The sequence below is a fragment of the Isoptericola sp. NPDC019693 genome, assembly GCF_044389085.1.
In the GTDB taxonomy this organism is placed as follows: Bacteria; Actinomycetota; Actinomycetes; order Actinomycetales; family Cellulomonadaceae; genus Isoptericola.
In genome coordinates, this window is the sequence record NZ_JBIRXP010000001.1 from 603,852 (window position 1) to 623,797 (window position 19,946).

Consider the following 19,946-nt stretch of genomic DNA (forward strand, 5'->3'; position numbering starts at 1 on the left):
TCACGCCAGCCACCGTACGGCGCGTCGCGCCCGGCGTGGTGAAGCGACGCACCGGGGCGACGGTCGTGTCCGGATCGTGATGGTCCGTACACCTCGGTCGCCGCGCCGACTACGCTGGTCCCGGCTCCCGGGCGGGGGAGCGCGTGCGCCAGCCGCCGCCCCCGGCCGCCCGACCCGAACCGAGAACCGACGGAAGCAGGGAAACGATGACAGCTCGTGCCCAGATCGGCGTGACCGGCCTTGCGGTGATGGGCCGCAACCTCGCCCGCAACTTCGCGCGGCACGGCTACACGGTGGCGGTGCACAACCGGTCGTACGCCAAGACCCAGTCGCTGATCGCGGAGGCCGGGCACGAGGGCGACTTCGTCCCGTCCGAGTCGATGGCCGACTTCGTCGCGTCGCTCGAGCGGCCCCGCAAGGTCGTCATCATGGTCAAGGCGGGCGCGGCCACCGACGCCGTCATCGACGAGCTCGTGCCGCTGCTGGAGGAGGGCGACATCGTCGTCGACGCCGGCAACGCGCACTTCCCCGACACCATCCGCCGGGAGAAGGACCTCAGCGCGAAGGGCCTGCACTTCGTCGGCACGGGCGTGTCCGGCGGCGAGGAGGGCGCGCTCAACGGCCCGTCGATCATGCCCGGCGGCACCCGCGAGTCCTACGCGAGCCTCGGCCCGATCCTCGAGGACATCTCGGCGAAGGTCGACGGCACGCCGTGCTGCACCTACGTCGGCCCGGACGGCGCCGGCCACTTCGTCAAGATGGTGCACAACGGCATCGAGTACGCCGACATGCAGCTGATCGCCGAGGCGTACGACCTGCTCAAGCAGGGCCTGGGTGCCTCCGCCGCCGAGATCGGGCAGATCTTCGCCGAGTGGAACACGGGCGACCTCGAGTCGTTCCTCATCGAGATCACCGCGGACGTGCTCCAGCACGTGGACGCGGCCACCGGCAGCGCGTTCGTCGACATCGTGCTCGACCAGGCCGAGCAGAAGGGCACCGGCCGCTGGACGGTGCAGAACGGCCTCGACCTGGGCGTGCCGATCACCGGCATCGCCGAGGCGACGTTCGCCCGCGCGCTGTCCGGCTCCGTGCCGCAGCGCGAGGCAGGCCGCGCCGCGCTGCCCGCCGACGCGGGCACCTGGGAGATCGCCGACCGGGACGCCTTCATCGAGGACGTGCGCCTCGCGCTGTACGCGTCGAAGGTGGTCGCGTACAGCCAGGGCTTCGACCAGATCGCCGCCGCCTCCGCCGAGTACGGCTGGGACATCGACCGCGGTGCCATGGCCCGCATCTGGCGCGGCGGCTGCATCATCCGCGCCCGCTTCCTCAACCGCATCACCGAGGCGTACGAGCGGGACGCCGCGCTGCCGCTGCTGCTCGCGGACGAGTACTTCACGAACGCCGTGGGCAACGGGCTCGCCGCCTGGCGCCGTGTCGTGTCGCAGGCCGCCCTCAACGGCGTCCCGACCCCCGCGTTCTCGTCGTCGCTGGCGTACTACGACGGCGTGCGCGCGGAGCGGCTGCCCGCCGCGCTCATCCAGGCGCAGCGTGACTTCTTCGGCGCGCACACCTACCGCCGGACGGACCGCGAGGGCACCTTCCACACCGAGTGGTCGGCCGACCGCTCCGAGCAGGAGGCATGACCGCACCCGTGAGCACCACCAGCACCGAGGCCGGCCCCGGGTTCCAGCCGGTCATCGTCGGCTCGGACATCGGCGTGTACGCCCTCGCCCGCTCGTTCCACGAGCGCTACGGCGTGCGCACCACCGTCGTCGCCTTCGCGGAGCCCGGCCCGATCGCGCACTCGCAGATCGTCGACGTCGAGCTGTCCGGCACGTCGACGGAGCAGATCGTCGCCGCGCTCCAGGACGTCGCGGGGCGGCTGGTGACGGCCGGCCGCACCCTCGTGCTCCTCACCAACATGGACTGGGTGGTGCGCGTCCTGGTGCACCACCGCGCCGAGCTCGAGGCCGCCGGCTACGTCGTCCCGTTCGCGGACGCCGCGCTCATCGACCGGATCTCGGACAAGGCGGAGTTCCAGGAGGTGTGCGCCGAGCTCGGCATCCCGACGCCGGCCACGGTGATCCAGGACTTCGCCCGCGCGGCGGAGCCCGGCTGGGAGCCGCTGCCGGTCGGGTTCGACTTCCCGGTCATCGCGAAGCCCGCCAGCAGCGCCGACTACCACGACGTGCAGTTCGCGGGGAAGAAGAAGATCTACGAGATCGCGACGCCGGCCGAGCTGGACCGGCTGATGATCTCGCTGCGTGAGGCCGGCTTCCGCGGCCGGTTCCTGGTGCAGGAGAACATCCCCGGCGACGACACGCGCATGCGGTCGGTCACCGCCTACGCCGACTCGAGCGGGCGGGTCACGCTGCGCTCCTCGGCGCAGGTGCTCCTCGAGGAGCGCACCCCCGCGGCGCGGGGCAACCCGTCGGCGATGATCGTCGAGCCGATCGCGGAGATCCTCGACGCGGCCCAGCGCATCCTCGAGCACACGGGCTGGCGGGGCTTCGCGAACTTCGACGTCAAGCTCGACCCGCGCGACGGCGTGTTCAAGTTCTTCGAGCAGAACCCGCGCATCGGCCGCAACAACTACTACCTCACCGCGGGCGGGCAGAACCCGACCGAGGTGCTGGTGGACGACGTCGTGCACGGGCTGCGCCGTGAGCCGGTGACGGCGGACCGCGAGGTGCTGTACGCCGTCGTGCCGAAGCGCCTGCTGCGGTCGTACGTGCTCGACCCGCAGCTGCACGCCCGCGTCGTGCGGCTGCAGCGCTCGGGGCGCACCGTGCACCCGCTGCGGTACAGGGCGGACGCCTCGCCGCGCCGCCGGCTGTACGTGCTCACGGCGATGCTCAACCACGTGCGCAAGTACCGCCAGTTCTACCCGGCCGACGCGCTGCGCCGGAACTATGCAGCCAACACCGTGGCCGACAACGCGGCGAACGGCGCCGCCGGCGCCTCGCCGACCACCGCCGCCAAGGAGGCATCGTGACGCAGACCCCGCAGCGGCGGCTGCAGCCCGTCGTCCTCGGCGGTGACATCGGGGCGTACAGCCTCGCCCGGGCGTTCCACGAGGCGTACGGCGTGCGGTCCGTGGTCGTGTCCGGCGCGTCGACGGGGCTGGTGCGGCACTCGCGCATCCTCACGCACGTGGCCGAGCCGCAGATCGACGACCCGGAGGCGATCGTCGCGCGCCTGCGCCGCATCGCCGACCAGCACACCGACGCCGACCTCGTCGTCGTGGGCTCCGCCGACTGGCTGGTGCGGATGCTCGTGCAGCACCGCGACCGCCTGGAGGACCGTTACCTGGTGCCCTACGTGGGCGAGGAGCTGCTGCTGCGGCTCACCGACAAGGAGGAGTTCGGGGCGCTGTGCGCCGAGCTCGGCCTGGCGCACCCCACCACGGTGGTGCACGACGTCGCGTCGGGCGCGGAGCCGGACACGAGCGGCCTGACGTTCCCGGTGATCGCCAAGGCGGCCAGCACGGCGGCCTACCACGACGTGGAGTTCGCCGGGAAGAAGAAGGTTTTCCTCGTGGACACCCGCGCCGAGCTGCTCGACCTGCTCGCCCGGGTGCGTGACGCCGGGTACGTCGGCTCCTTCGTCGTGCAGGACTACATCCCGGGCGACGACTCCGGCATGCGGATCCTCACCTGCTACAGCGACGCGCAGGGCAAGGTGCGGTTCTCCTCCTTCGGGCACGTGCTGCTCGAGGAGCACGCGCCCGGCGCCCTGGGCAACCCGGCCGCGATCGTCACGGGCACGCAGCCCGAGGTCGTGGAGCAGGCGCGCCGGCTGCTGGAGCACGTCGGCTGGACCGGGGTCGCGAACTTCGACCTCAAGTACGACCCGCGCGACGGGCGGTACGTGTTCTTCGAGCTCAACCCCCGCCTGGGGCGCTCGAACTACTACGTCACGTCGACGGGCGCGAACCCGGTGAAGTTCTACGTGCACGAGCACCTGCGCGGCCTCGACCCCGACCCGCGCGCGGTGCTCGGGGCCGACGTCCCCCTCTCGGACGACGGCGCGGTCACCACCGAGCACCTGTACACGGTGCTGCCGGGTGCCCTGCTGCGGCGCTACGTCGCGGACCCGCAGACCCGGTCGCGGACGCGGCGCCTGCAGCTGACCCGGCGGGCGTCCAACCCGCTGTGGTACCGCAAGGAGTGGGACCCGCGCCGGGTCGCGTACCTGCTGGTGGCGCAGCTCAACCAGTTCCGCAAGTACGCCCGGCACTACCCGGTCGCGCAGTCGCGCGCGCTGGCCTGGACCGGACCCGCCGCGCCGCAGGGCGCCCGGGAGCACGCGTGACCTCGGGCGCCGAGCAGGCCGCCGGGCACCCGGCCGGGAACGCCGACGGGTCGGTCGACGACCGGCCCGTCGGCGTCATCGGCGGCGTCGGCCCGCTGGCCACCGCCTACTTCCTGCAGCGGGTGGTGCAGCGCACCGACGCCGAGCGGGACCAGGACCACGTGGACCTCGTCGTGCTCAACCACGCCACCATCCCGGACCGCACGGACTTCGTGCTCGGCCGCTCGCCCGCCGACCCGGGCCCCGTCCTCGCGCGGGACGCCCGCCGCCTGCAGGACTTCGGCGTCCGGTTCCTCGTGATGCCGTGCAACACCGCGCACTACTTCACCCAGCAGGTGCTGGACGCCGTCACGGTGCCGTTCGTCTCGATCATCGACGTCACGGTCGCGGCGGCCCGGGCCCGCGTGCCCGGCCTGCGCCGCGTGGGGCTGATGGCCACGGCCGGCACGGTGGCCTCGAAGGTGTACGACGACGCGTTCGCCGCCCACGGCGTCGACGTCGTCGTCCCCGACGCGGTCGACCAGGAGGTCGTCAACGAGGTGATCTACGACCAGGTCAAGGCGGGGCGTCCGGCCGACCCCGACGCGCTGCGCGCCGTGGCGGCCCGGCTCGTCGAGCGGGGCGCGTCCGTCGTGGTGCTGGGCTGCACGGAGCTGTCCGTCGCGGCCGTCGACCACGACCTCCTCGACGAGGAGCCGTTCCTCGACTCGATGGACGAGCTGGTGCGCGCGACGATCAGCCGCGCCGGGCACCGCGTGCGCTGATCGGCCCCGGTCCGCGCACGACGCAGGAAGGCCCCGTCCGCTGGACGGGGCCTTCCTGCGCGTCAGGGGTACGGGTGCCGGGCTCAGTCGCCGATCGCGCTGGTCCCGGCGTACAGGTGCAGGACGGGCACCTGCAGGTGCTCGCGGGCCCGGGACGCCCAGTCGGAGCGGAAGGTGTCCGCGACGACGTGCGGGTAGGTCACGACGATCACGTCCTGCACGCCCTCCGGGCCGCCCTGGGCGGCGACGGCGGCGCTCAGCGCGGGCAGCGGGTCCTCGTCGGCGACCGTGCCCTCGGCCGTGGCGCCGGCGGCGCGGAGCGCGGCGAGCGACCGCTCGAGGCGCTGGGCCGCGGTCACCTTGGCCTCCTCGGGCGAGGGCTCCTTGCCGACGAGGTCCTGCCCGGCCTCGCGCAGCTCGCCCACCCACAGGTGGTCGATGATCGCGGCGACCACGTTGCGGTCGGTGTCCGCGGGCACGAGCACGCGGTAGCGCTCGGCCTGCTCGTCGTGCAGGGACAGGATGTGCGCCACGTCGGCGTCGGTGAGGGCGTCCTCGGTGAGGACGACGGTCGTCGGCATGCCAGCACCGTAGCCACCCGGGGCCGTGGATGCGAGGCCAGACGGCCGCCGGAGCCGGGACGTGACGCGTGCCTCGCCCCCGTCGTGCTCGCGATCGCTCAGCGCAGCAGCCAGCGCGCGACGAGCGTGCCCGTGCTCGGCGCGTGCAGCAGGTGCGCGAGGCGGGCGGGCACGGGCGGCGACGCCGGGATCCCGGCCGGCGGCGGGACCTCGCCGGGTGCCCCGGCGGGCGAGGCGGCGACGATGCGCGAGGGACCGGGGCCCACGAGACACGGGCTGGTCGAGACGCACAGCTCGTCGACCAGGTCGTCCGCGAGCATGGCGGCGAGCAGCGTCGGCCCGCCCTCGCACAGCACCTGGCGCAGCCCACGGGCGGCCAGGGCGGCGAGGCCGGCACGCAGGTCCACCTCGTCGGGGTCGTGGGGGGACGCCACCGTGAGCACCCGGTCGGCGGGGACCATCCGGCTCGCGGTCCGCGCGCCGGCCTGCCCCGTGAGGACCAGCGGCGGACGGTTTCCGTCGGCGAGCTGCTGCGGCACGCGGCCGGAGCGGCTGACGAGCGCGAGCTCCAGGGGGCGGTCGGCGGCGGTGGCCAGACCCCGAGGCCGGTCGAGCGCCGTGTAGCCCTCGTGCCGGGCCGTGCCCGCGCCGACCAGCACCACGTCGGCCGCGGCGCGCAGGACGCGGAAGACGCGCCAGTCGGCGTCGTCGTTGATCGAGCCGGACAGGTGGTCCGGGCCCCACGCGCCGCCGTCGACCGTGCTGACGAAGTTGGCGCGCACCCAGGGCCCTGACCCGGTGCCCTCGTCGTAGAGCGCGCCGAGCCGGCGCTCGGTCGGGTCGGCGGGCAGGTGCTCGGGTCCCGGGACGAGCAGGTCGAGCGGCGTCGTGGCAGATCTCACAGCGGCCAGCGTACTGACGACGCGTAACCTTGACGGTCGTGACGCTCACGCAGGACGAGGACCGGGACCAGCACACGGACCAGGACGAGAGCCAGGCCCAGGGCAGCGACGCGCCCCCCGCGCGCCCCGCCGGGGACGGCGCGGTGCCCTCCCTGTCGGCGGTGCGCCCGACCGTCTCGCCCGACCGGCTGCTCGCCGACCTCGTGCCTCCGCGCCACTTCGCCGACGCCCGCTTCTCGACGTACCGGGCGGACCCCGCCCACCCGAGCCAGACGTCGGTGCCCGCCCGGCTGCATGAGGTCGCCAGCGAGATCGTCGCGCCGCGCTCGACCGGGCTCAAGGCGCTGTTCGGCCGCCGCAGGTCGGTGCCCGCGGTGTACATGGACGGCGGCTTCGGCGTCGGCAAGACGCACCTGCTCACGTCGCTGGCGCACGAGGTCACCGGGGCGCTCGGGGAGGGGGCCGTCGCGTACGGCACGTTCGTCGAGTACACGAACCTCGTCGGGGCGCTCGGGTTCCTCCCGACGGTCGAGGCCCTCGCCACGCGCCGGCTGGTCTGCATCGACGAGTTCGAGCTCGACGACCCGGGCGACACCGTGCTGATGTCCCGCCTGCTGCGCGAGCTCGCCGACCGCGACGTCGCGCTCGCCGCGACGTCCAACACGCTGCCCGAGGCGCTGGGCGAGGGCCGGTTCGCGGCCGAGGACTTCCTGCGCGAGATCCAGGCGCTCTCCTCCCGGTTCGAGGTGCTGCGCGTGGACGGCGAGGACTACCGCCACCGCGCGGTCGTCACCGAGGCGTCGCCGCTGTCGTCGGACGTGGTGGCGCGGACGGCGGCGGGCCGGCCCGGTGCCGTGCTGGACGAGTTCGACGCCCTGCTCGCCCATCTCGCCACCGTGCACCCGAGCCGGTACGGCGCGCTGCTCGACGGCGTCGAGCTCGTGGCGCTCACCGGCGTGCGGCCCGTGCAGCGCCAGGAGGTGGCGCTGCGGCTCGTCGTCCTGGTGGACCGCCTCTACGACCGGGACGTGCCGGTGCTCCTCGCCGGCGACGGCCCGCAGCACCTGTTCTCCGACGAGATGCTGCGCGGCGGGTACCGCAAGAAGTACTTCCGGGCGCTGTCGCGCCTCGGGGCTCTGGCCGAGGAGGGGCGGAGCCTGGCGGTGTGAGCTGGCCGGCGCGGCCGTGCCGCCGCGGCGGCCGGCCGGCGCCTCACGCCTCGAACGGGCCCGAGTGCAGCACGGCCGGGGACCGGGGCGGGAGCCGGAGCATGCCGCCCTCCAGGGTCGTCCCCGCGGGGTCCCACGCCGCCACGAGCTCCATCTCGGGCGGGAGGGACGCGACGTCGACGTCGACGCTCTGCGCCCCGGTGACCATGACGATGGCGGTGCGCCCGCGGCGCCCGACCAGGGCCGTGCCCTCGGTCCGCACCTCCACAGGCAGGTCGCGGTCCGCGGACGCGGCGGGGCGCAGCGAGAGCAGCGTCCGGGTCCAGTCGACGAGCCGCCGGGACCGGTCGTCCCGCGCGGGCACCGGCACGTGCTCGGTGTCGAGCACCGGCGGCGTCCCGGCGAGGATCGCGAAGGTCAGCAGGCAGGCGCGGTCGTCGTCGGTCACCCCCGCGGCCTCCCGAGGGGCGCCGGTGTCTGGCGTCCAGGGGACCGAGCGGTTCGCGGCGGGCAGCCGCGTGAGGTCCCGCACGAGCACCGCGGAGGCCCGCTGCGTGGCGCGGTGCGCACGCCGCAGGCTCGGCGGACGCCAGGGGGCCGTCGTCGGCGGGAAGACCTCCTGCGCGAGCCGGCGCAGGTCCTGGACGGGGTCGGCGACGCCCGGCGCGTCGAGGATGTCGTGCACCACCGTGGTGAGCCGGTCGCTGCGCCCCGGCCCGTCGACGAGGAGGTGCAGGCGGCGGCCCACCTGCTCGCCGAGCTGGTGGACGTCCTCGGCGAGCTCGCCGAGGAACGGCAGGGCCGAGCGGTCGACGAGGGCCTCCACGTCCAGCAGGAGGCCGTCGACGTGGAAGTCGCGCAGCCAGCGCTCGGCGTCGGCCACGAGGAAGTCGCGCGGGCCGCGGCTCCCGCTGCCGTCGAGGTTGATCCGGGGGCTGTCGGAGCCCGGCGGGCCGGGCCGGGCGCCCGTGCGCGGCCCGAGGCGTGACCCGGTGGCGTAGGGGCCGAAGGCGTGCAGGCCGAGGCCGTCGGCGACGGCCCAGCGGTGCGGGGCGTCCAGCACGACGGCGAGACCGCACCGGTGCGCGCGGTCCACGAACCGCTGGAGCGCGCTCGGGCCACCCAGCGGCTCGTGCACGGCGAACAGCCGGACGCCCGCGGCCAGGCCGCGGGCAGGGTCGTAGGCGGCGACGGGGGAGAGCTCGACGCCGGCGACGCCCGTCGCGGCGACGTCCTCGAGGAGGTCGGCCGCCGCGTCGAGGGTTCCTGCGGGGGTGAACGTGGGCAGGTCGACGCGCAGCAGGGCCCCGGAGTCGAGGTCGGCGCCCCGCCAGGAGGCGTCCGTCCACGCGAACTCCTGGTCGAGCACGCGGGACGCGCCGTGCACGCCGTCCGGGAGCCAGGCGCTGCACGGGTCGGGGACCGGGGAACCGCCGTCGACGGAGAAGAGGTAGTCGGTGCCGGGGGCGAGCTCCGCGTCGGCCCGCCAGTAGCCGGGCTCGTGGGCGCCGACGAGACGGAGCGGGAGCCGGTCACCGGTCGCCGGCAGCACGACCTCGACGGTGTGGGCTCGGGGCGCCCACAGCAGCGGCCGGGGCCCGGGCCAGCGTTCCCGTGCCCGGGGGAGCGGCGGAGGGGTCCCGGGTGCCGCCCTGTCGGCGAGGCCTGCGTCGGCAGCGGTCACGGCCGACACTCTAGCCACCGGCGGGGATCTTCGCGGCCGTGCGTCCAGGGGCCGGGCGCCGGGCGCGACGGCGGTGCGCAGCGTCCTTCCCGGGGACGCCCCGCCCCCGTGCAGGAAGCGGGCCAGGGGGAGCTCGGAGAGATGAAATAGTGTGCCAAGCGCGGGCGGGCCACCCCGCCGGCTGCTAGACCTTGGCCATGAGCACGGATGGCACAGGCACCCGACCCACGGTGCCGGTGGACAGGTTGGACGAGTCGATCGCCTCGCAGGCCAGGCTGGCACCCCGGCGGCGCACGCTGGACGATCGCGACCGGGACGCCAGGTCCGGGGGAGACGCGGCAAAGGCGCCCGCGTCTCTCTCTGCGGCGGAGCTCGGCCCCATGGAAGGCGCCTCGAGCGGAGTGTCCTGGGACGACCCGGACGAGCTCTGACTCGGGCTCGACGAGGCCCGGCCGGGGCCCTGACGACACGGGTCGCCGGGGTGGTCGGGCGCGGCGTCAGCGGGGGAGGCGGTCCGTGCCGACGGGGACGAGGCGCGGCATCCCGGCGGGGGCCACACGGCTCAGCGCCACGTAGCGCGCCTCGGCGCGGTGCAGCCTGATGTGCTCGTCGAGGGACCAGTCCGGCCCGTTGGTGAGGACCATCCCGCACGAGCAGTCGATCTCCACGACCCCGCCGTGACCGTGACGGACCTGCCCCACCGTGACGTGCGACGCCCGGGCGTGCGCCTTGGCACGATGCATCGTCGCGGAGACCGGGTCGGGCGCGGCGGGCGCCCCGTCGACGGGGGCGGGGGAGGGCTGATCCACGCGGGCGAGCCTAGTGGGTGTGGGCGATCCCGAGCTCGTGCATCCGCTCGTGCTCCTCGCGTGCGGCCTGACGCGCGGCGATGCGCGCCTGCACCTCCTCGCGGCGCAGCGGCGGCACGGTCTTGGGCGGCTGCCGGCGCTCGGGCAGCTCCCCGAGCAGGCGCGTGACGATCTCCGCGATCTCGGCCGTGGCCTGCTCGCAGGGCTCGCGGGTGGCTGCGCTCGCGGAGCGCTGCACGCCGGTCACCTTGCGGACGAACTGCTCCGCGGCGGCGCGGATCTCCTCGTCGGTGGCGGGCGGCTCGAGCCCCCGCAGGGTCGTGATGTTGCGGCACATGCTCTCGACGCTACGCCGCAGGGGTGACGTCGGCGACAGCCGGGGGCGGAGACCTGCCGGAAGGACGCGAAAGGCCGCCCCGGCGAACCGGGACGGCCTCGTTCTGGTGGGCGATACTGGGATCGAACCAGTGACCTCTTCCGTGTCAGGGAAGCGCGCTACCGCTGCGCCAATCGCCCGCGGGAGCTGCTGCGCTCCCGCGAGGGAAATGCAGAGCTCGGAGCGGATGACGGGACTCGAACCCGCGACCCTCACCTTGGCAAGGTGATGCTCTACCAACTGAGCCACATCCGCACGACCGGGTCGTTCAGGACTGCTGTCCTGGCCTCCCGGCGCCTGCTGAACATTACTCGACCTTCGGCGCGCTGGTCCAATCGCGGCCGTGTGACCTGCGACGCTGCGGCCCCTCCGGCCGTCGGCGCCGCATCGGGGAGCATCGCGGATCGGGGCAGTCGTGCTCCGGGAACGACGAAGCCCCGACCGGGATCCCGGTCGGGGCTTCATGATGCTGGTGGGCGATACTGGGATCGAACCAGTGACCTCTTCCGTGTCAGGGAAGCGCGCTACCGCTGCGCCAATCGCCCGTGCTGCGAGGTGGGTACGGGATTCGAACCCGTGTATACGGCTTTGCAGGCCGCTGCCTCGCCTCTCGGCCAACCCACCTTGAGACGTGCTCTCCCGACGCTCGTGGTGAGTCGATCAGAGAGTGGGCCTCCGAGCGGATGACGGGACTCGAACCCGCGACCCTCACCTTGGCAAGGTGATGCTCTACCAACTGAGCCACATCCGCGCGGCCAGGAACCTGGACACCTTGCGGTGCCCGCCGTTCTGGCGCGCCCCAAACATTAGTGGACCCCTGGCGGTCCGTCCAATCGCCCCCGCGGGGTGTCCCCGCAGGACCCGTTAGCGTGCTCGTGTGCACGAGCCGACCTCCTGGGCCACCTTCGCCGGCCGCCGCGCGACCCATGCCGTCGAGTGCGTCGACCTGACCGCCCAACCGGAGCGCCTGGACTCGGGGCTGTGGTTCGTCGTCGTGGACTTCGAGGCCGGCCTGGGGCGGGACGGCACGCCGCGCGACGGCGGCCGGGCGCGCGCCTGGCGGTTCGCGGACGTCGAGCCGGCGTCCGCGGCGCCGGGCGGGACCCCGGACGGCCCCGGCTGGCGCGGCCCCCGGCCGTCGGACTGGACGACCTCGCTCGACCGGGACGCCTACGTCCGCGCCGTGGCCACGGTCCGGGAGCGGGTGCGGCGCGGTGACGTCTACCAGGTGAACGTGTGCCGGGTGCTCTCCGCCCCGCTGGGCGCGCCGGACGCCGCAGGGGACGTCGTCGAGCCCGACGCCGCGGCCCTCGCCGCCCGGCTGGCCGCCGGCAACCCCGCCCCGTACGCGGCCGCCGTCCACGTGCCCGCTGCGAGCGGGCTCGACCCCGTCTGGGTCGTGAGCGCCTCGCCCGAGCTGTACCTGTCCCTCGACGTCGGTCCCGGCGGGGAGGCGACGCTCGCCTCCGGGCCCATCAAGGGCACGGCGCGCGCACCGTCCGGGCTCACGATGAAGGACCGCGCCGAGAACGTGATGATCACGGACCTCGTGCGCAACGACCTGCAGCGCGTGTGCCGGCCCGGCACCGTCGAGGTCACCGACCTGCTCGGCGTCGAGGAGCACCCGGGTCTGGTCCATCTCGTCTCGCGCGTGCGGGGCGAGCTGCTGGACGACGGCGCCGGCCGGTGGGCGCGGGCGCTCGAGGCCACGTTCCCGCCCGGGTCGGTGTCGGGGGCGCCCAAGTCGACCGCGCTGCGGCTGATCGCGGAGCTCGAGCCGACGGCCCGCGGGCCGTACTGCGGGGCGGTCGGCTGGGTGGACGGGGACGCCGGGCGGGCCGAGCTCGCCGTCGGGATCCGCACCTTCTGGTGGGAGGACGGGGCCGACGGCGGCGTCCTGCGGTTCGGTACCGGAGCAGGCATCACGTGGGGGAGCGACCCCGAGCGGGAGTGGGACGAGACCGAGCTCAAGGCGGACCGGCTGGTGGGGCTCGCGTCGTCGGACCGATGAGAACCGGGACGCCCGGGCGTCCCACGTGCATGACACAGGTGACGTGCGACCTCGGCATCTCGCTCGACGGCGTCTCGGCGGGCGTGAACCAGTCCCTCGACCAGCCGTTCGGCGACGGCGTCGGGGACGGGGAACGGATCATGCACGCGTGGATGTTCGACCGCCCCGACGACCACCGGGCCGAGCTCGACGCGATCACCGCCGCGGGCGCCTTCGTCATGGGGCGGAACATGTTCACCCCCGGCCGTGGCGACTGGGACCTGTCGTGGCGCGGCTGGTGGGGCGAGGACCCGCCGTACCACGCGCCCGTCTTCGTGCTCACGCACCACGAGCGCGAGCCGGTCGAGATGCAGGGCGGCACGACCTTCCACTTCGTCACGGGCGGGGTGCACGAGGCGCTGGACCGGGCCCGCGAGGCGGCGGGCGAGCGGAGCGTGTCGGTGGCGGGCGGCGCGACGACGGTCAACCAGTTCCTCGCCGAGGACCTCATCGACGAGCTGCGGCTGCACGTCGCGCCCGTGGTGCTCGACGTCGAGGGGGTGCGCCTGTTCCAGGGCATCGGGACGCACGACCTGCGCACGGTGTCGGCGCGCGTCACGCCGGAGGTGACGCACCTGGTGCTGCGGCGCTGAGCACCGCCGCTGCGCCGGCCACTCGGCACCGGTCACTCGGGGACGTTGCCGCTGTCGTGCCCGAGCAGGTACGGCGTCGTGACGCCCGCGTACATGAGGTGCGCCACGAGTCCCTCGGTGGCGTGGGGCAGGTTGTGGCAGTGGTCCATCCAGATCCCCGGGTTGTCCGCGAGGAACGCGACCTCGTAGGTCTCGCCGTCGGCCACCTCGAGCGAATCCGTCCACCATGGGCTGCCGCTCGCGGCCACGCCGTCGCGGGAGAGCACCACGACGTGGTGGCCGTGCAGGTGCATCGGGTGCGGGGCGCCGCTCCGGTTGTCGATCCGCATACGCACGACGTCGCCCTGGGCGACCTCGAACATCGGGACGTCCGGGTAGGTGTGCCCGTTCACCGTCCAGTGCATGCCCGGCTTCCCGTCGAGGAACCCCGGCGCGCGGCCGATGACGTACTCGAAGGAGCGGTCGGGTGCCTCCGGGTCCAGGCCGAGCGGGACCGGGGTGCCGTACGAGAGGAGATCGAGGGTCGCCGTCGGGCGTCGCGCCGGGGACGACGTCGCGTCGTCGGGCCCGACGACGACGGCCGACACACCGCCCAGCTCGACGCGCGCCGCCGTGCCGTCCGCGGGCGCGACGACGAGCAGGTCCGCGCGCCCGCCCGCCGGGACGACGACGGCCTGGTCGCGCACCTCGGGCGGGTCGTGCACGTCGGTGCCGTCGACCGCGACGAGCCGGAACGGCGCCCCGCCCACCCAGACCGGCAGCACGCCGTTGTCGGTGTTGATCACGCGGACGCGCGCCGCCGCCCCCGGCTCGACGTCGACCGGCAGGTCCCCAGGTGCGCCCTGCACCGTCCGCACCGCCCCGTACCGGTGCACCAGCGCGGGGACGTCGACGACGCCCGCCAGGAGCCGTGCGACCTCGGGGCCGCCCGCCGCCGGCGCCCCGGGTGACGGGGACACGACCACCGCCCCGAGCAGCCCCTTGAGCACCTGCTCGTGCGAGACCTGGTGCGAGTGGTACCAGTACGTGCCGGCGTCGGAGGCGACGAACCGGTACGTGTGCGAACCGCCGACGGGCACGGCGTCCTGGGTGACGCCCGCGACGCCGTCCGCGGCGTTCGGCACGTCCATCCCGTGCCAGTGCAGCGTGGCGCCGCCCGGCACGCTCTCGTTGACGAACGTCACCTCGACGACGTCGCCCTGCGTGGCGCGCAGCGTCGGGCCGGGGGTCGTCCCGTTCACCGTGTACGCGTCGACCGTCGTGCCGGGGGCGAGCTCCACGCGCTCGGCGCGCGCCGTGAGGGTGAGGGCGACGTCGGGCCGGCCCGGCGGAGCCACCAAGGTGTCGACGCTCGTCGTGGCCGCGGTGGCGCCACCGTGACCCGGGTGACCCGCGTGTCCCTCGAGCGTCGTCACTCGCGGACCGCTGCCGCGCTCGAACGACCCCGCTTCGGTGACGGAGTACTGCGCTGGCGCCCGGCTGGTCGCCCAGAGCAGCGCGAGCGGCACGAGGACGGCCGCAGCCACCAGCCCCGCGACCACCCGCCGCAGGACCGTGCCGCGATCGGCCGCCATGGCGCCGGCGGCTCAGGGTGCCACGCCGCCGGCGGCCAGACCGCCCTGCGGAGCGGTGGCCGGCACCGCGTGCAGGGCGCGGTCGCGTGCCGTCACCCGCCAGCCGGTGTACAGGGCGACGCCGAACAGGAGCAGGGCGTTGACCCCGTGCAGGGCCCCGAGAAACGGCACGCTGTGGCCGGCAAGCCCGAGAACGACCTGGAGCGCGACGAGCAGCAGGATCGCGAGGCCCCAGCGCCAGGCACCACGCACGCCCGCGAAGAACGACGCGACGAAGGTGAGGAGCGCGAGGACGGGCAGCACCATCGTGCCGTTCATGCCGTGCAGCATGAACCCGAGCTCCTCCGGGAACAGGGACTGTCCCGAGCCGCTCTGCTCCATCGCGGCCTGGTCCAGGACGCCGCCCTGGTCGATGAAGAGGCCCAGCCCGGCCACCGCGTACACCATCACGGCTGCCTGGACCACGACGCCCGCCGCCACGGCGTACGCCAGAACTCGGAAGACCTGTCTCATGCCGATCACCTCGATCGTGCGGGGGCCGCGCCGTCGCGGCCCGTTCTCTGATGGTGAGACCGCCGCCGCGCGGCGACTACGAGGGCCCGGGGTGAACCGCGGGTGAACTCGGGAGCCCGGGGCTCGCACCGCCCGGGCGTGATCTCGGGCACACTGGCCCCATGAGTCTGGTGATCTGGGCGGAGGGCCGCCTCGTCGGACAGGGGGAGGCGGCGCTGAGCGCGGTCGACCACGGCATCACGGTCGGGGACGGCGTCTTCGAGACGTGCACCGTCTTCGACGGCCGGGCGTTCGCGCTGACGCGACACCTGCGCCGCCTCGCACGCTCGGCCACCGGGCTCGGGCTGGCGGCCCCCGACGAGCAGAAGGTGCGCGACGGCGTCGCGGCAGCGCTCGCCGAGGCGGTGCGCCTGGACGGCGCGTTCGACGGCCGGCTCCGCATCACCGTCACCGCCGGCGTCGGCCCCCTCGGCTCCGGCCGTGTCGAGGCCCCGCAGACCGTCGTCGTCGCGGCGCAGCAGTCCGCCATGGCCCCGACCTCCCGGTCGGCGCGCTCGCCCTGGCCCCGCAACGAGCGCTCCGCCGTCGCGGGGCTCAAGACGACGTCGTACGCGGAGAACGTCGTGGCGCTCGCGGACGCCGTGCGCAAGGGCGGCGACGAGTCGATCCTGCCCAACACCGTCGGCGACCTGTGCGAGGGCACCGGGTCGAACGTGTTCGTGGAGCGCGACGGCGAGCTGATCACCCCCACCCTGGACTCCGGCTGCCTCGCCGGCATCACCCGCGCCCTCACGCTCGAGTGGGCGGCGGAGGAAGGGCTGCCCGTGCGCGAGGCGAAGGAGGGCGAGCTGCCCTTCACCGTGCTCGACGAGGTGACGCAGGGACGCGCCCGGCTCGCCCTCACGTCGTCGGGGCGGAACGTGCAGCCCGTCGTCCGGCTGGACGGCGCCGACGTCGAGGTGGGAGAGGTGTCGCGCGCCGCCCGCGAGCTCTTCGAGCGCAACTGCCGCGAGCGCCTCGACCCCTGACGTGCCCAGGGCGCCGGTTTGGTCCGCCGCCCGATCTGTGGCTAATATCGTCCACGCACCGGGCGATTGGCGCAGTGGTAGCGCGCTTCGTTCACACCGAAGAGGTCACTGGTTCGAACCCAGTATCGCCCACCCGTGAGCAAAGGCCCTCTGACCAGCGGAAACGCTGGTCAGAGGGCCTTTCTCGTTTCACCCGTGGGCCGTGGCGCAACTCTCTGACCTGCGGTGATGCTGGTCCTAAGGTCTCGGGTTCTCGGTTCCAGTGTCGTCAAACGGCTTGACCTGCGGCAATGCAGAACCGGCGCGGTCCCAAAGGGATGGTGACTATCGGTGACGGGAGGTGCGCGGGGATCCATATCGACGATGGCGTGGACCGTTCCCGGCACCGGTGCCCATGCGGCGCATGATGATCCGCAAGGGGCTTGCGGCCGATGCCCGCCTTGCCCTTGTCTCCTGTCCGTGCAGCAAACCCCTCACTCACCTGGAACCTCTTGGTTCGTGTTTGAGGCGGGGGTGGCGTCGGTGATCGTGGCGTCGGACTCACCTCGTCGGGCCTGCCGTCGCCGCCGGGCGGCCCACAGCGCGATGACGACGATTGCGGTCGGTGCGATGAGCAGCGGTTCGGGGGCGAGGGCGGTGATCGACAGGACGAACGTCTGGACGCGTCCGAGCACGGTGGTCGGCAGCAGTGCGGGCAAGCTCGCCATCCCGTGGGTGAGGAGGAAGACGATGCCCACGATGACGAGGAGCACTCCGGTCACCAGGGACGTGGTGTGGAACCGAAGTCTGCCGATGCGGATCTCGCGGCCGCGGAGGCGTGCACGGCCTCTGGTCCCGAGTCGGTTCCACCATGCGGCGATGCCGAGCAGCGGGACGACCATGCCCGCGGTGTAGACGGCGAGCATGCTGCCGGCGACGATCGGGGAGTCTTCGGTGGCTGCCATGGTGAGCACGGCGCCGAGGATCGGTCCGGAGCAGAATCCGGCGACTCCAGACACGAGGCCGAGCAGGAAAGACCGGCTGAATCCGCCTCGTTGCTGGGCCGTGGCCTGGGCGGTGCGGACGCCGGGCAGAAGGCGGCTGAGGTCGAAGCCGGCCCCGAGGACCTGCATCAGACCGAAGGCGATGATGAGCCACCCGGCGCCCGCGATAATCAGGTCGCGGTGGGCGGTCAGCAAGGATCCGGCAAGCGAGGCGCCGAGCCCGAGGGGCACGAGAGTGAGTGCGAGGCCGAGGAAGAAGACCGCGCCGTGCGCGAGCAGGCGCGCCCCGGAGCGTGCGGTCGAGGCGAAGAATGCCGGCAGGAGGAGGGCACCGCAGGGGCTCAGAAGAGCCAGCATGCCTCCGAGGTAGGCGGCGAGGAACGTCAGCTCCATGGTGTCTCCCCTCAGCCCTGGGCGCGTGCCAGAGCGTCCTCGAACGCCCCTACGAAGACGTCGGTCGGTTGTGCGCCGACGATGGGGGTGCCGCCGAGGACGAAGGCGGGGGTGGAGTAGATGCCGAGCTCCATGGACTCCTGGACGTTCTTCTCGACCCCGGCGGCCACCTCGGCGGAGTCGAGGTCGGAGGCGAACTGGTCTGCGTCGAGCCCGAGCTGTGCGGCGAGGTCGATGAGGGCCTTCTTGCTGAGCTGGTGTGCGGGGCGGTGCTCGCCGTCGGCGAAGAGTGCGTCGTGGTACTCGGGGTAGTGGCCCTGGAGTCCTGCGGCGTAGGCGGCTCGGGCCGCGGTGAGCGACGCGGTGCCGAAGACGTTGAGGTCGCGCCATTCGACGCGCAGGTCGCCGGCCTCGGCGTACTCGAGCATGGCCGGTTGGGTCTGCGCGGCCCAGGAGGCGCAGTAGGGGCACTGGTAGTCCGAGTACACCACCAGGCTCACGGGTGCGTCGGTGGGGCCGGCGGCCAGGGGGTCGTCGGCGTCGCGCCGGGCCATGTCCGGCAGCGGCTCCTGAGTTGGTTCGACGACATCTGCCGCTGGGCCGCCGGCGTCGCTAGAGGCTGGGTTCTCGGCGGCCTTCTGCTCATCGGGGGAGCTGTCTCGTACTGCCAGGGAGATGACGGTCAGCAGGCCGGCGACGACGAGGACGATCACAGGGAAGAGCCAGGCCGGACGGCGGCTGGACGGTGCTCCGTGGGTCACGTGGTGAGGCTCCTTCTCGTGGGTGGTCGGAGGTTCGGCCGGGCCGCGTCTCAGGGCTCGTGACGCGTTCTTGCACCGGTGATGAGTACGACGCACAGCGGTGCCATGGCCGCGGCGGCGACGAGCGCGAGGCCGTCGTAACCGACGACGGCCATGACGGGTCCTCCGACGAAGGCGCCGAGCGCGGCGGTGATGTTGGACGCGGTGTCGGCGAACCCTTGCAGGCGGGGGCGTCTGACCTCGGGCACGCCGTCGGTGAGGCTGGCGGCGCCCGCGACACTCATGAAGGACCATCCGAGTCCGAGTAGGACTAGGGAGACGGTCACCCAGGTCATGCTGTCGAGCCCGGCGAACGCGACGGCGAAGCTCGCGGCGAAAAGCACGGCACCGACGCAGATCCCCGTTCGCGCTCCGAGCCGGTCGCTGAGGGCGCCGGCCACGGGGGCGAGGCCGTACATGCCGACGATGTGCAAGCTGATCGAGATACCGACGATGGTCAACGACCCGCCGTGGGCGGCCATGTGTACCGGCGCCATGGTCATGAGGGTGACCATGAGCACCTGGGCGGTGACGATCGCGAGCAGCGCGAGCGCGGTAGGGGGGTTGGTGCGGCACAGCGTCACGACCTCGCGGACGCCCGCGAAGCGGTGTCGGACGGCGGGTGCCGCAGGTTGGGCCGGTTCGCCCCCTGAGGTCGCGTCGGACGTCTGAGTCTCGACGCTGGCCGCGGTCTCCGCCGCGGGAAGGGCCGCCGCGGTGAGCAGCGGGTCGGGGCGCAGCCGTGCGAAGGTCACGACGCCGGCGGCGAGGAGCGCGACGGCGGCGAAGATGAACGCGCCGCCGAGCTCGGCGAGGCCGAGGCGGTGGGCCAGCCATGCCCCGGGGGTGCCGAGGTTGGGGCCGAGGACGGACCCGAGCGCACCGACCCACACCACCGTGCTGAGGGCGCGCCCGCGGTGGGCGGGCAGCGCCAGGTCGGTGGCCGCGAAGCGGGCCTGCAGCTGGGCGGCCGTGCCCACGCCGGTGACGGTGAGCCCGACGACGAGCGCGAGGAGGTTCTGGGTCTGTGCGGCCACGACCAGGAGGGCCGCTCCGGCCGCGGCGATCGTCCACCCGAGGGCCAGGGCGCGGCGTCGACCGTGGCGCAGCGCGAGGGCGGCGAGGGGGAGGGCGGCCACCGCGGCCCCGAGGGTGCTGCCGGTGCGCGCGAGCCCTGCCCACACCTCGGACTGGGTGACCTGCTCTGCGAGCAGGACGCCGACGGACGGCGTGACGCCGATCCCGATCGCGCCGACCACTTGGGCGACGGCGAGGCTGCCCAGGGTCTTGCGCTGGACCCGGCGGATGCCGGGGTCCTCGAGGCCTCCGGCGGCCTCGTCCGAAGCGGTGGCGGCCTTGCTGCTCGTCATGCGTGTCCTTTGTCGAGGTCGTCGGTCCGCGCTGCCCTGCCGG

General features: G+C 73.9%; 18 protein-coding genes and 6 tRNA genes. 9 read left to right on the forward strand and 15 right to left on the reverse strand.

Translation table 11 applies throughout. The features are described 5' to 3' along the window. The first annotated feature begins 206 nt into the window (after window positions 1–206). From gndA to ACH436_RS02830, 4 genes are read left to right on the forward strand one after another with little or no spacing between them, the layout of a single operon-like run. Window positions 207–1,643 carry an NADP-dependent phosphogluconate dehydrogenase gene (gene gndA, locus ACH436_RS02815; RefSeq protein WP_430558651.1) on the forward strand — a complete coding sequence of 479 codons (1,437 nt, stop codon included), beginning with the start codon at window positions 207–209 and terminating at the stop codon, window positions 1,641–1,643. Beyond that, complete coding sequence (locus tag ACH436_RS02820) at window positions 1,640–2,995, forward strand: hypothetical protein (protein ID WP_430558652.1); 1,356 nt, start codon at window positions 1,640–1,642, stop codon at window positions 2,993–2,995. The genes gndA and ACH436_RS02820 overlap by 4 nt, the downstream gene beginning before the upstream one ends. Beyond that, a complete protein-coding gene (locus ACH436_RS02825; RefSeq protein ID WP_430558653.1) occupies window positions 2,992–4,314 on the forward strand; it encodes a carboxylate--amine ligase in 1,323 nt (440 codons plus the stop codon). The genes ACH436_RS02820 and ACH436_RS02825 overlap by 4 nt, the downstream gene beginning before the upstream one ends. After that, window positions 4,311–5,078, forward strand: coding sequence for an aspartate/glutamate racemase family protein (locus tag ACH436_RS02830; RefSeq protein WP_430558654.1), 768 nt, complete (start codon window positions 4,311–4,313; stop codon window positions 5,076–5,078). Before ACH436_RS02825 ends, ACH436_RS02830 begins: the two co-directional genes overlap by 4 nt. An 83-nt stretch (window positions 5,079–5,161) precedes the next feature. On the opposite strand, the gene ACH436_RS02835 is transcribed toward ACH436_RS02830, so the two are convergent. Next, entirely contained in the window at window positions 5,162–5,659 is a 498-nt protein-coding gene (locus ACH436_RS02835; RefSeq protein WP_430558655.1) for a hypothetical protein, read from the reverse strand. Between the two features lie 98 nt (window positions 5,660–5,757). After that, window positions 5,758–6,561 carry a dihydrofolate reductase family protein gene (locus ACH436_RS02840; protein WP_430558656.1) on the reverse strand — a complete coding sequence of 268 codons (804 nt, stop codon included), beginning with the start codon at window positions 6,559–6,561 and terminating at the stop codon, window positions 5,758–5,760. A gap of 143 nt (window positions 6,562–6,704) precedes the next feature. Here ACH436_RS02840 and zapE point away from each other — a divergent pair, with 143 nt between their 5' ends. After that, entirely contained in the window at window positions 6,705–7,730 is a 1,026-nt protein-coding gene (zapE, locus tag ACH436_RS02845; RefSeq protein WP_430559140.1) for a cell division protein ZapE, read from the forward strand. Window positions 7,731–7,773: 43 nt separating this feature from the next. On the opposite strand, the gene ACH436_RS02850 is transcribed toward zapE, so the two are convergent. The 8 genes from ACH436_RS02850 to ACH436_RS02885 all read right to left on the reverse strand — a co-directional run bounded on the left by ACH436_RS02850 (window position 7,774) and on the right by ACH436_RS02885 (window position 11,350). Beyond that, a complete protein-coding gene (locus ACH436_RS02850; protein ID WP_430558657.1) occupies window positions 7,774–9,414 on the reverse strand; it encodes a hypothetical protein in 1,641 nt (546 codons plus the stop codon). Between the two features lie 497 nt (window positions 9,415–9,911). Beyond that, on the reverse strand, window positions 9,912–10,223 hold the full coding sequence (locus ACH436_RS02855) for a hypothetical protein (protein ID WP_430558658.1): 312 nt from the start codon (window positions 10,221–10,223) through the stop codon (window positions 9,912–9,914). 10 nt (window positions 10,224–10,233) lie between these two features. Then, window positions 10,234–10,560, reverse strand: a complete 327-nt coding sequence (locus tag ACH436_RS02860; RefSeq protein ID WP_429729700.1) for a DUF2277 domain-containing protein — start codon at window positions 10,558–10,560, stop codon at window positions 10,234–10,236. 104 nt (window positions 10,561–10,664) lie between these two features. Further along, window positions 10,665–10,739: transfer RNA gene (locus tag ACH436_RS02865), tRNA-Val, on the reverse strand. Window positions 10,740–10,781: 42 nt separating this feature from the next. Next, window positions 10,782–10,854, reverse strand: a tRNA-Gly gene (locus tag ACH436_RS02870). Between the two features lie 215 nt (window positions 10,855–11,069). Beyond that, window positions 11,070–11,144: transfer RNA gene (locus ACH436_RS02875), tRNA-Val, on the reverse strand. Window positions 11,145–11,152: 8 nt separating this feature from the next. Further along, window positions 11,153–11,223, reverse strand: a tRNA-Cys gene (locus ACH436_RS02880). Window positions 11,224–11,277: 54 nt separating this feature from the next. Further along, window positions 11,278–11,350: transfer RNA gene (locus ACH436_RS02885), tRNA-Gly, on the reverse strand. A gap of 126 nt (window positions 11,351–11,476) precedes the next feature. On the opposite strand from ACH436_RS02885, the gene ACH436_RS02890 reads away from it, so the two are divergent. Then, a complete protein-coding gene (locus tag ACH436_RS02890; protein WP_430558659.1) occupies window positions 11,477–12,610 on the forward strand; it encodes a chorismate-binding protein in 1,134 nt (377 codons plus the stop codon). 29 nt (window positions 12,611–12,639) lie between these two features. Next, complete coding sequence (locus tag ACH436_RS02895) at window positions 12,640–13,242, forward strand: dihydrofolate reductase family protein (protein ID WP_430558660.1); 603 nt, start codon at window positions 12,640–12,642, stop codon at window positions 13,240–13,242. Between the two features lie 32 nt (window positions 13,243–13,274). On the opposite strand, the gene ACH436_RS02900 is transcribed toward ACH436_RS02895, so the two are convergent. Further along, window positions 13,275–14,816 (reverse strand): multicopper oxidase family protein, encoded by a 1,542-nt coding sequence (locus ACH436_RS02900; RefSeq protein ID WP_430558661.1) that lies wholly within the window; start codon window positions 14,814–14,816, stop codon window positions 13,275–13,277. 12 nt (window positions 14,817–14,828) lie between these two features. Beyond that, window positions 14,829–15,329 carry a hypothetical protein gene (locus tag ACH436_RS02905; protein ID WP_430558662.1) on the reverse strand — a complete coding sequence of 167 codons (501 nt, stop codon included), beginning with the start codon at window positions 15,327–15,329 and terminating at the stop codon, window positions 14,829–14,831. Window positions 15,330–15,490: 161 nt separating this feature from the next. Between ACH436_RS02905 and ACH436_RS02910 the strand changes: the two genes are divergently transcribed. Both ACH436_RS02910 and ACH436_RS02915 read left to right on the forward strand, forming a co-directional pair. Continuing rightward, a complete protein-coding gene (locus ACH436_RS02910) occupies window positions 15,491–16,357 on the forward strand; it encodes an aminotransferase class IV (protein ID WP_430558663.1) in 867 nt (288 codons plus the stop codon). A 60-nt stretch (window positions 16,358–16,417) separates the two neighbouring features. Further along, window positions 16,418–16,489, forward strand: a tRNA-Val gene (locus tag ACH436_RS02915). 341 nt (window positions 16,490–16,830) lie between these two features. Here the strand turns inward: ACH436_RS02915 and ACH436_RS02920 are convergent. From ACH436_RS02920 to ACH436_RS02930, 3 genes are read right to left on the reverse strand one after another with little or no spacing between them, the layout of a single operon-like run. After that, window positions 16,831–17,733, reverse strand: coding sequence for a cytochrome c biogenesis CcdA family protein (locus ACH436_RS02920; protein ID WP_430558664.1), 903 nt, complete (start codon window positions 17,731–17,733; stop codon window positions 16,831–16,833). An 11-nt stretch (window positions 17,734–17,744) separates the two neighbouring features. Beyond that, window positions 17,745–18,494 carry a DsbA family protein gene (locus ACH436_RS02925; protein ID WP_430558665.1) on the reverse strand — a complete coding sequence of 250 codons (750 nt, stop codon included), beginning with the start codon at window positions 18,492–18,494 and terminating at the stop codon, window positions 17,745–17,747. A gap of 50 nt (window positions 18,495–18,544) precedes the next feature. Then, window positions 18,545–19,903 carry an MFS transporter gene (locus ACH436_RS02930; RefSeq protein ID WP_430558666.1) on the reverse strand — a complete coding sequence of 453 codons (1,359 nt, stop codon included), beginning with the start codon at window positions 19,901–19,903 and terminating at the stop codon, window positions 18,545–18,547. Window positions 19,904–19,946: the final 43 nt, after the last annotated feature.

Excerpts from the sequence above, each read along its gene's own strand:
- gndA (WP_430558651.1), top strand. The coding sequence starts at position 207 with ATGACAGCTCGTGCCCAGATCGGCGTGACCGGCCTTGCGGTGATGGGC.
- ACH436_RS02820 (WP_430558652.1), top strand. The coding sequence starts at position 1,640 with ATGACCGCACCCGTGAGCACCACCAGCACCGAGGCCGGCCCCGGGTTC.
- ACH436_RS02835 (WP_430558655.1), bottom strand. The coding sequence starts at position 5,659 with ATGCCGACGACCGTCGTCCTCACCGAGGACGCCCTCACCGACGCCGAC.
- ACH436_RS02860 (WP_429729700.1), bottom strand. The coding sequence starts at position 10,560 with ATGTGCCGCAACATCACGACCCTGCGGGGGCTCGAGCCGCCCGCCACC.
- ACH436_RS02895 (WP_430558660.1), top strand. The coding sequence starts at position 12,640 with ATGACACAGGTGACGTGCGACCTCGGCATCTCGCTCGACGGCGTCTCG.
- ACH436_RS02900 (WP_430558661.1), bottom strand. The coding sequence starts at position 14,816 with ATGGCGGCCGATCGCGGCACGGTCCTGCGGCGGGTGGTCGCGGGGCTG.
- ACH436_RS02905 (WP_430558662.1), bottom strand. The coding sequence starts at position 15,329 with ATGAGACAGGTCTTCCGAGTTCTGGCGTACGCCGTGGCGGCGGGCGTC.
- ACH436_RS02910 (WP_430558663.1), top strand. The coding sequence starts at position 15,491 with ATGAGTCTGGTGATCTGGGCGGAGGGCCGCCTCGTCGGACAGGGGGAG.
- ACH436_RS02920 (WP_430558664.1), bottom strand. The coding sequence starts at position 17,733 with ATGGAGCTGACGTTCCTCGCCGCCTACCTCGGAGGCATGCTGGCTCTT.
- ACH436_RS02930 (WP_430558666.1), bottom strand. The coding sequence starts at position 19,903 with ATGACGAGCAGCAAGGCCGCCACCGCTTCGGACGAGGCCGCCGGAGGC.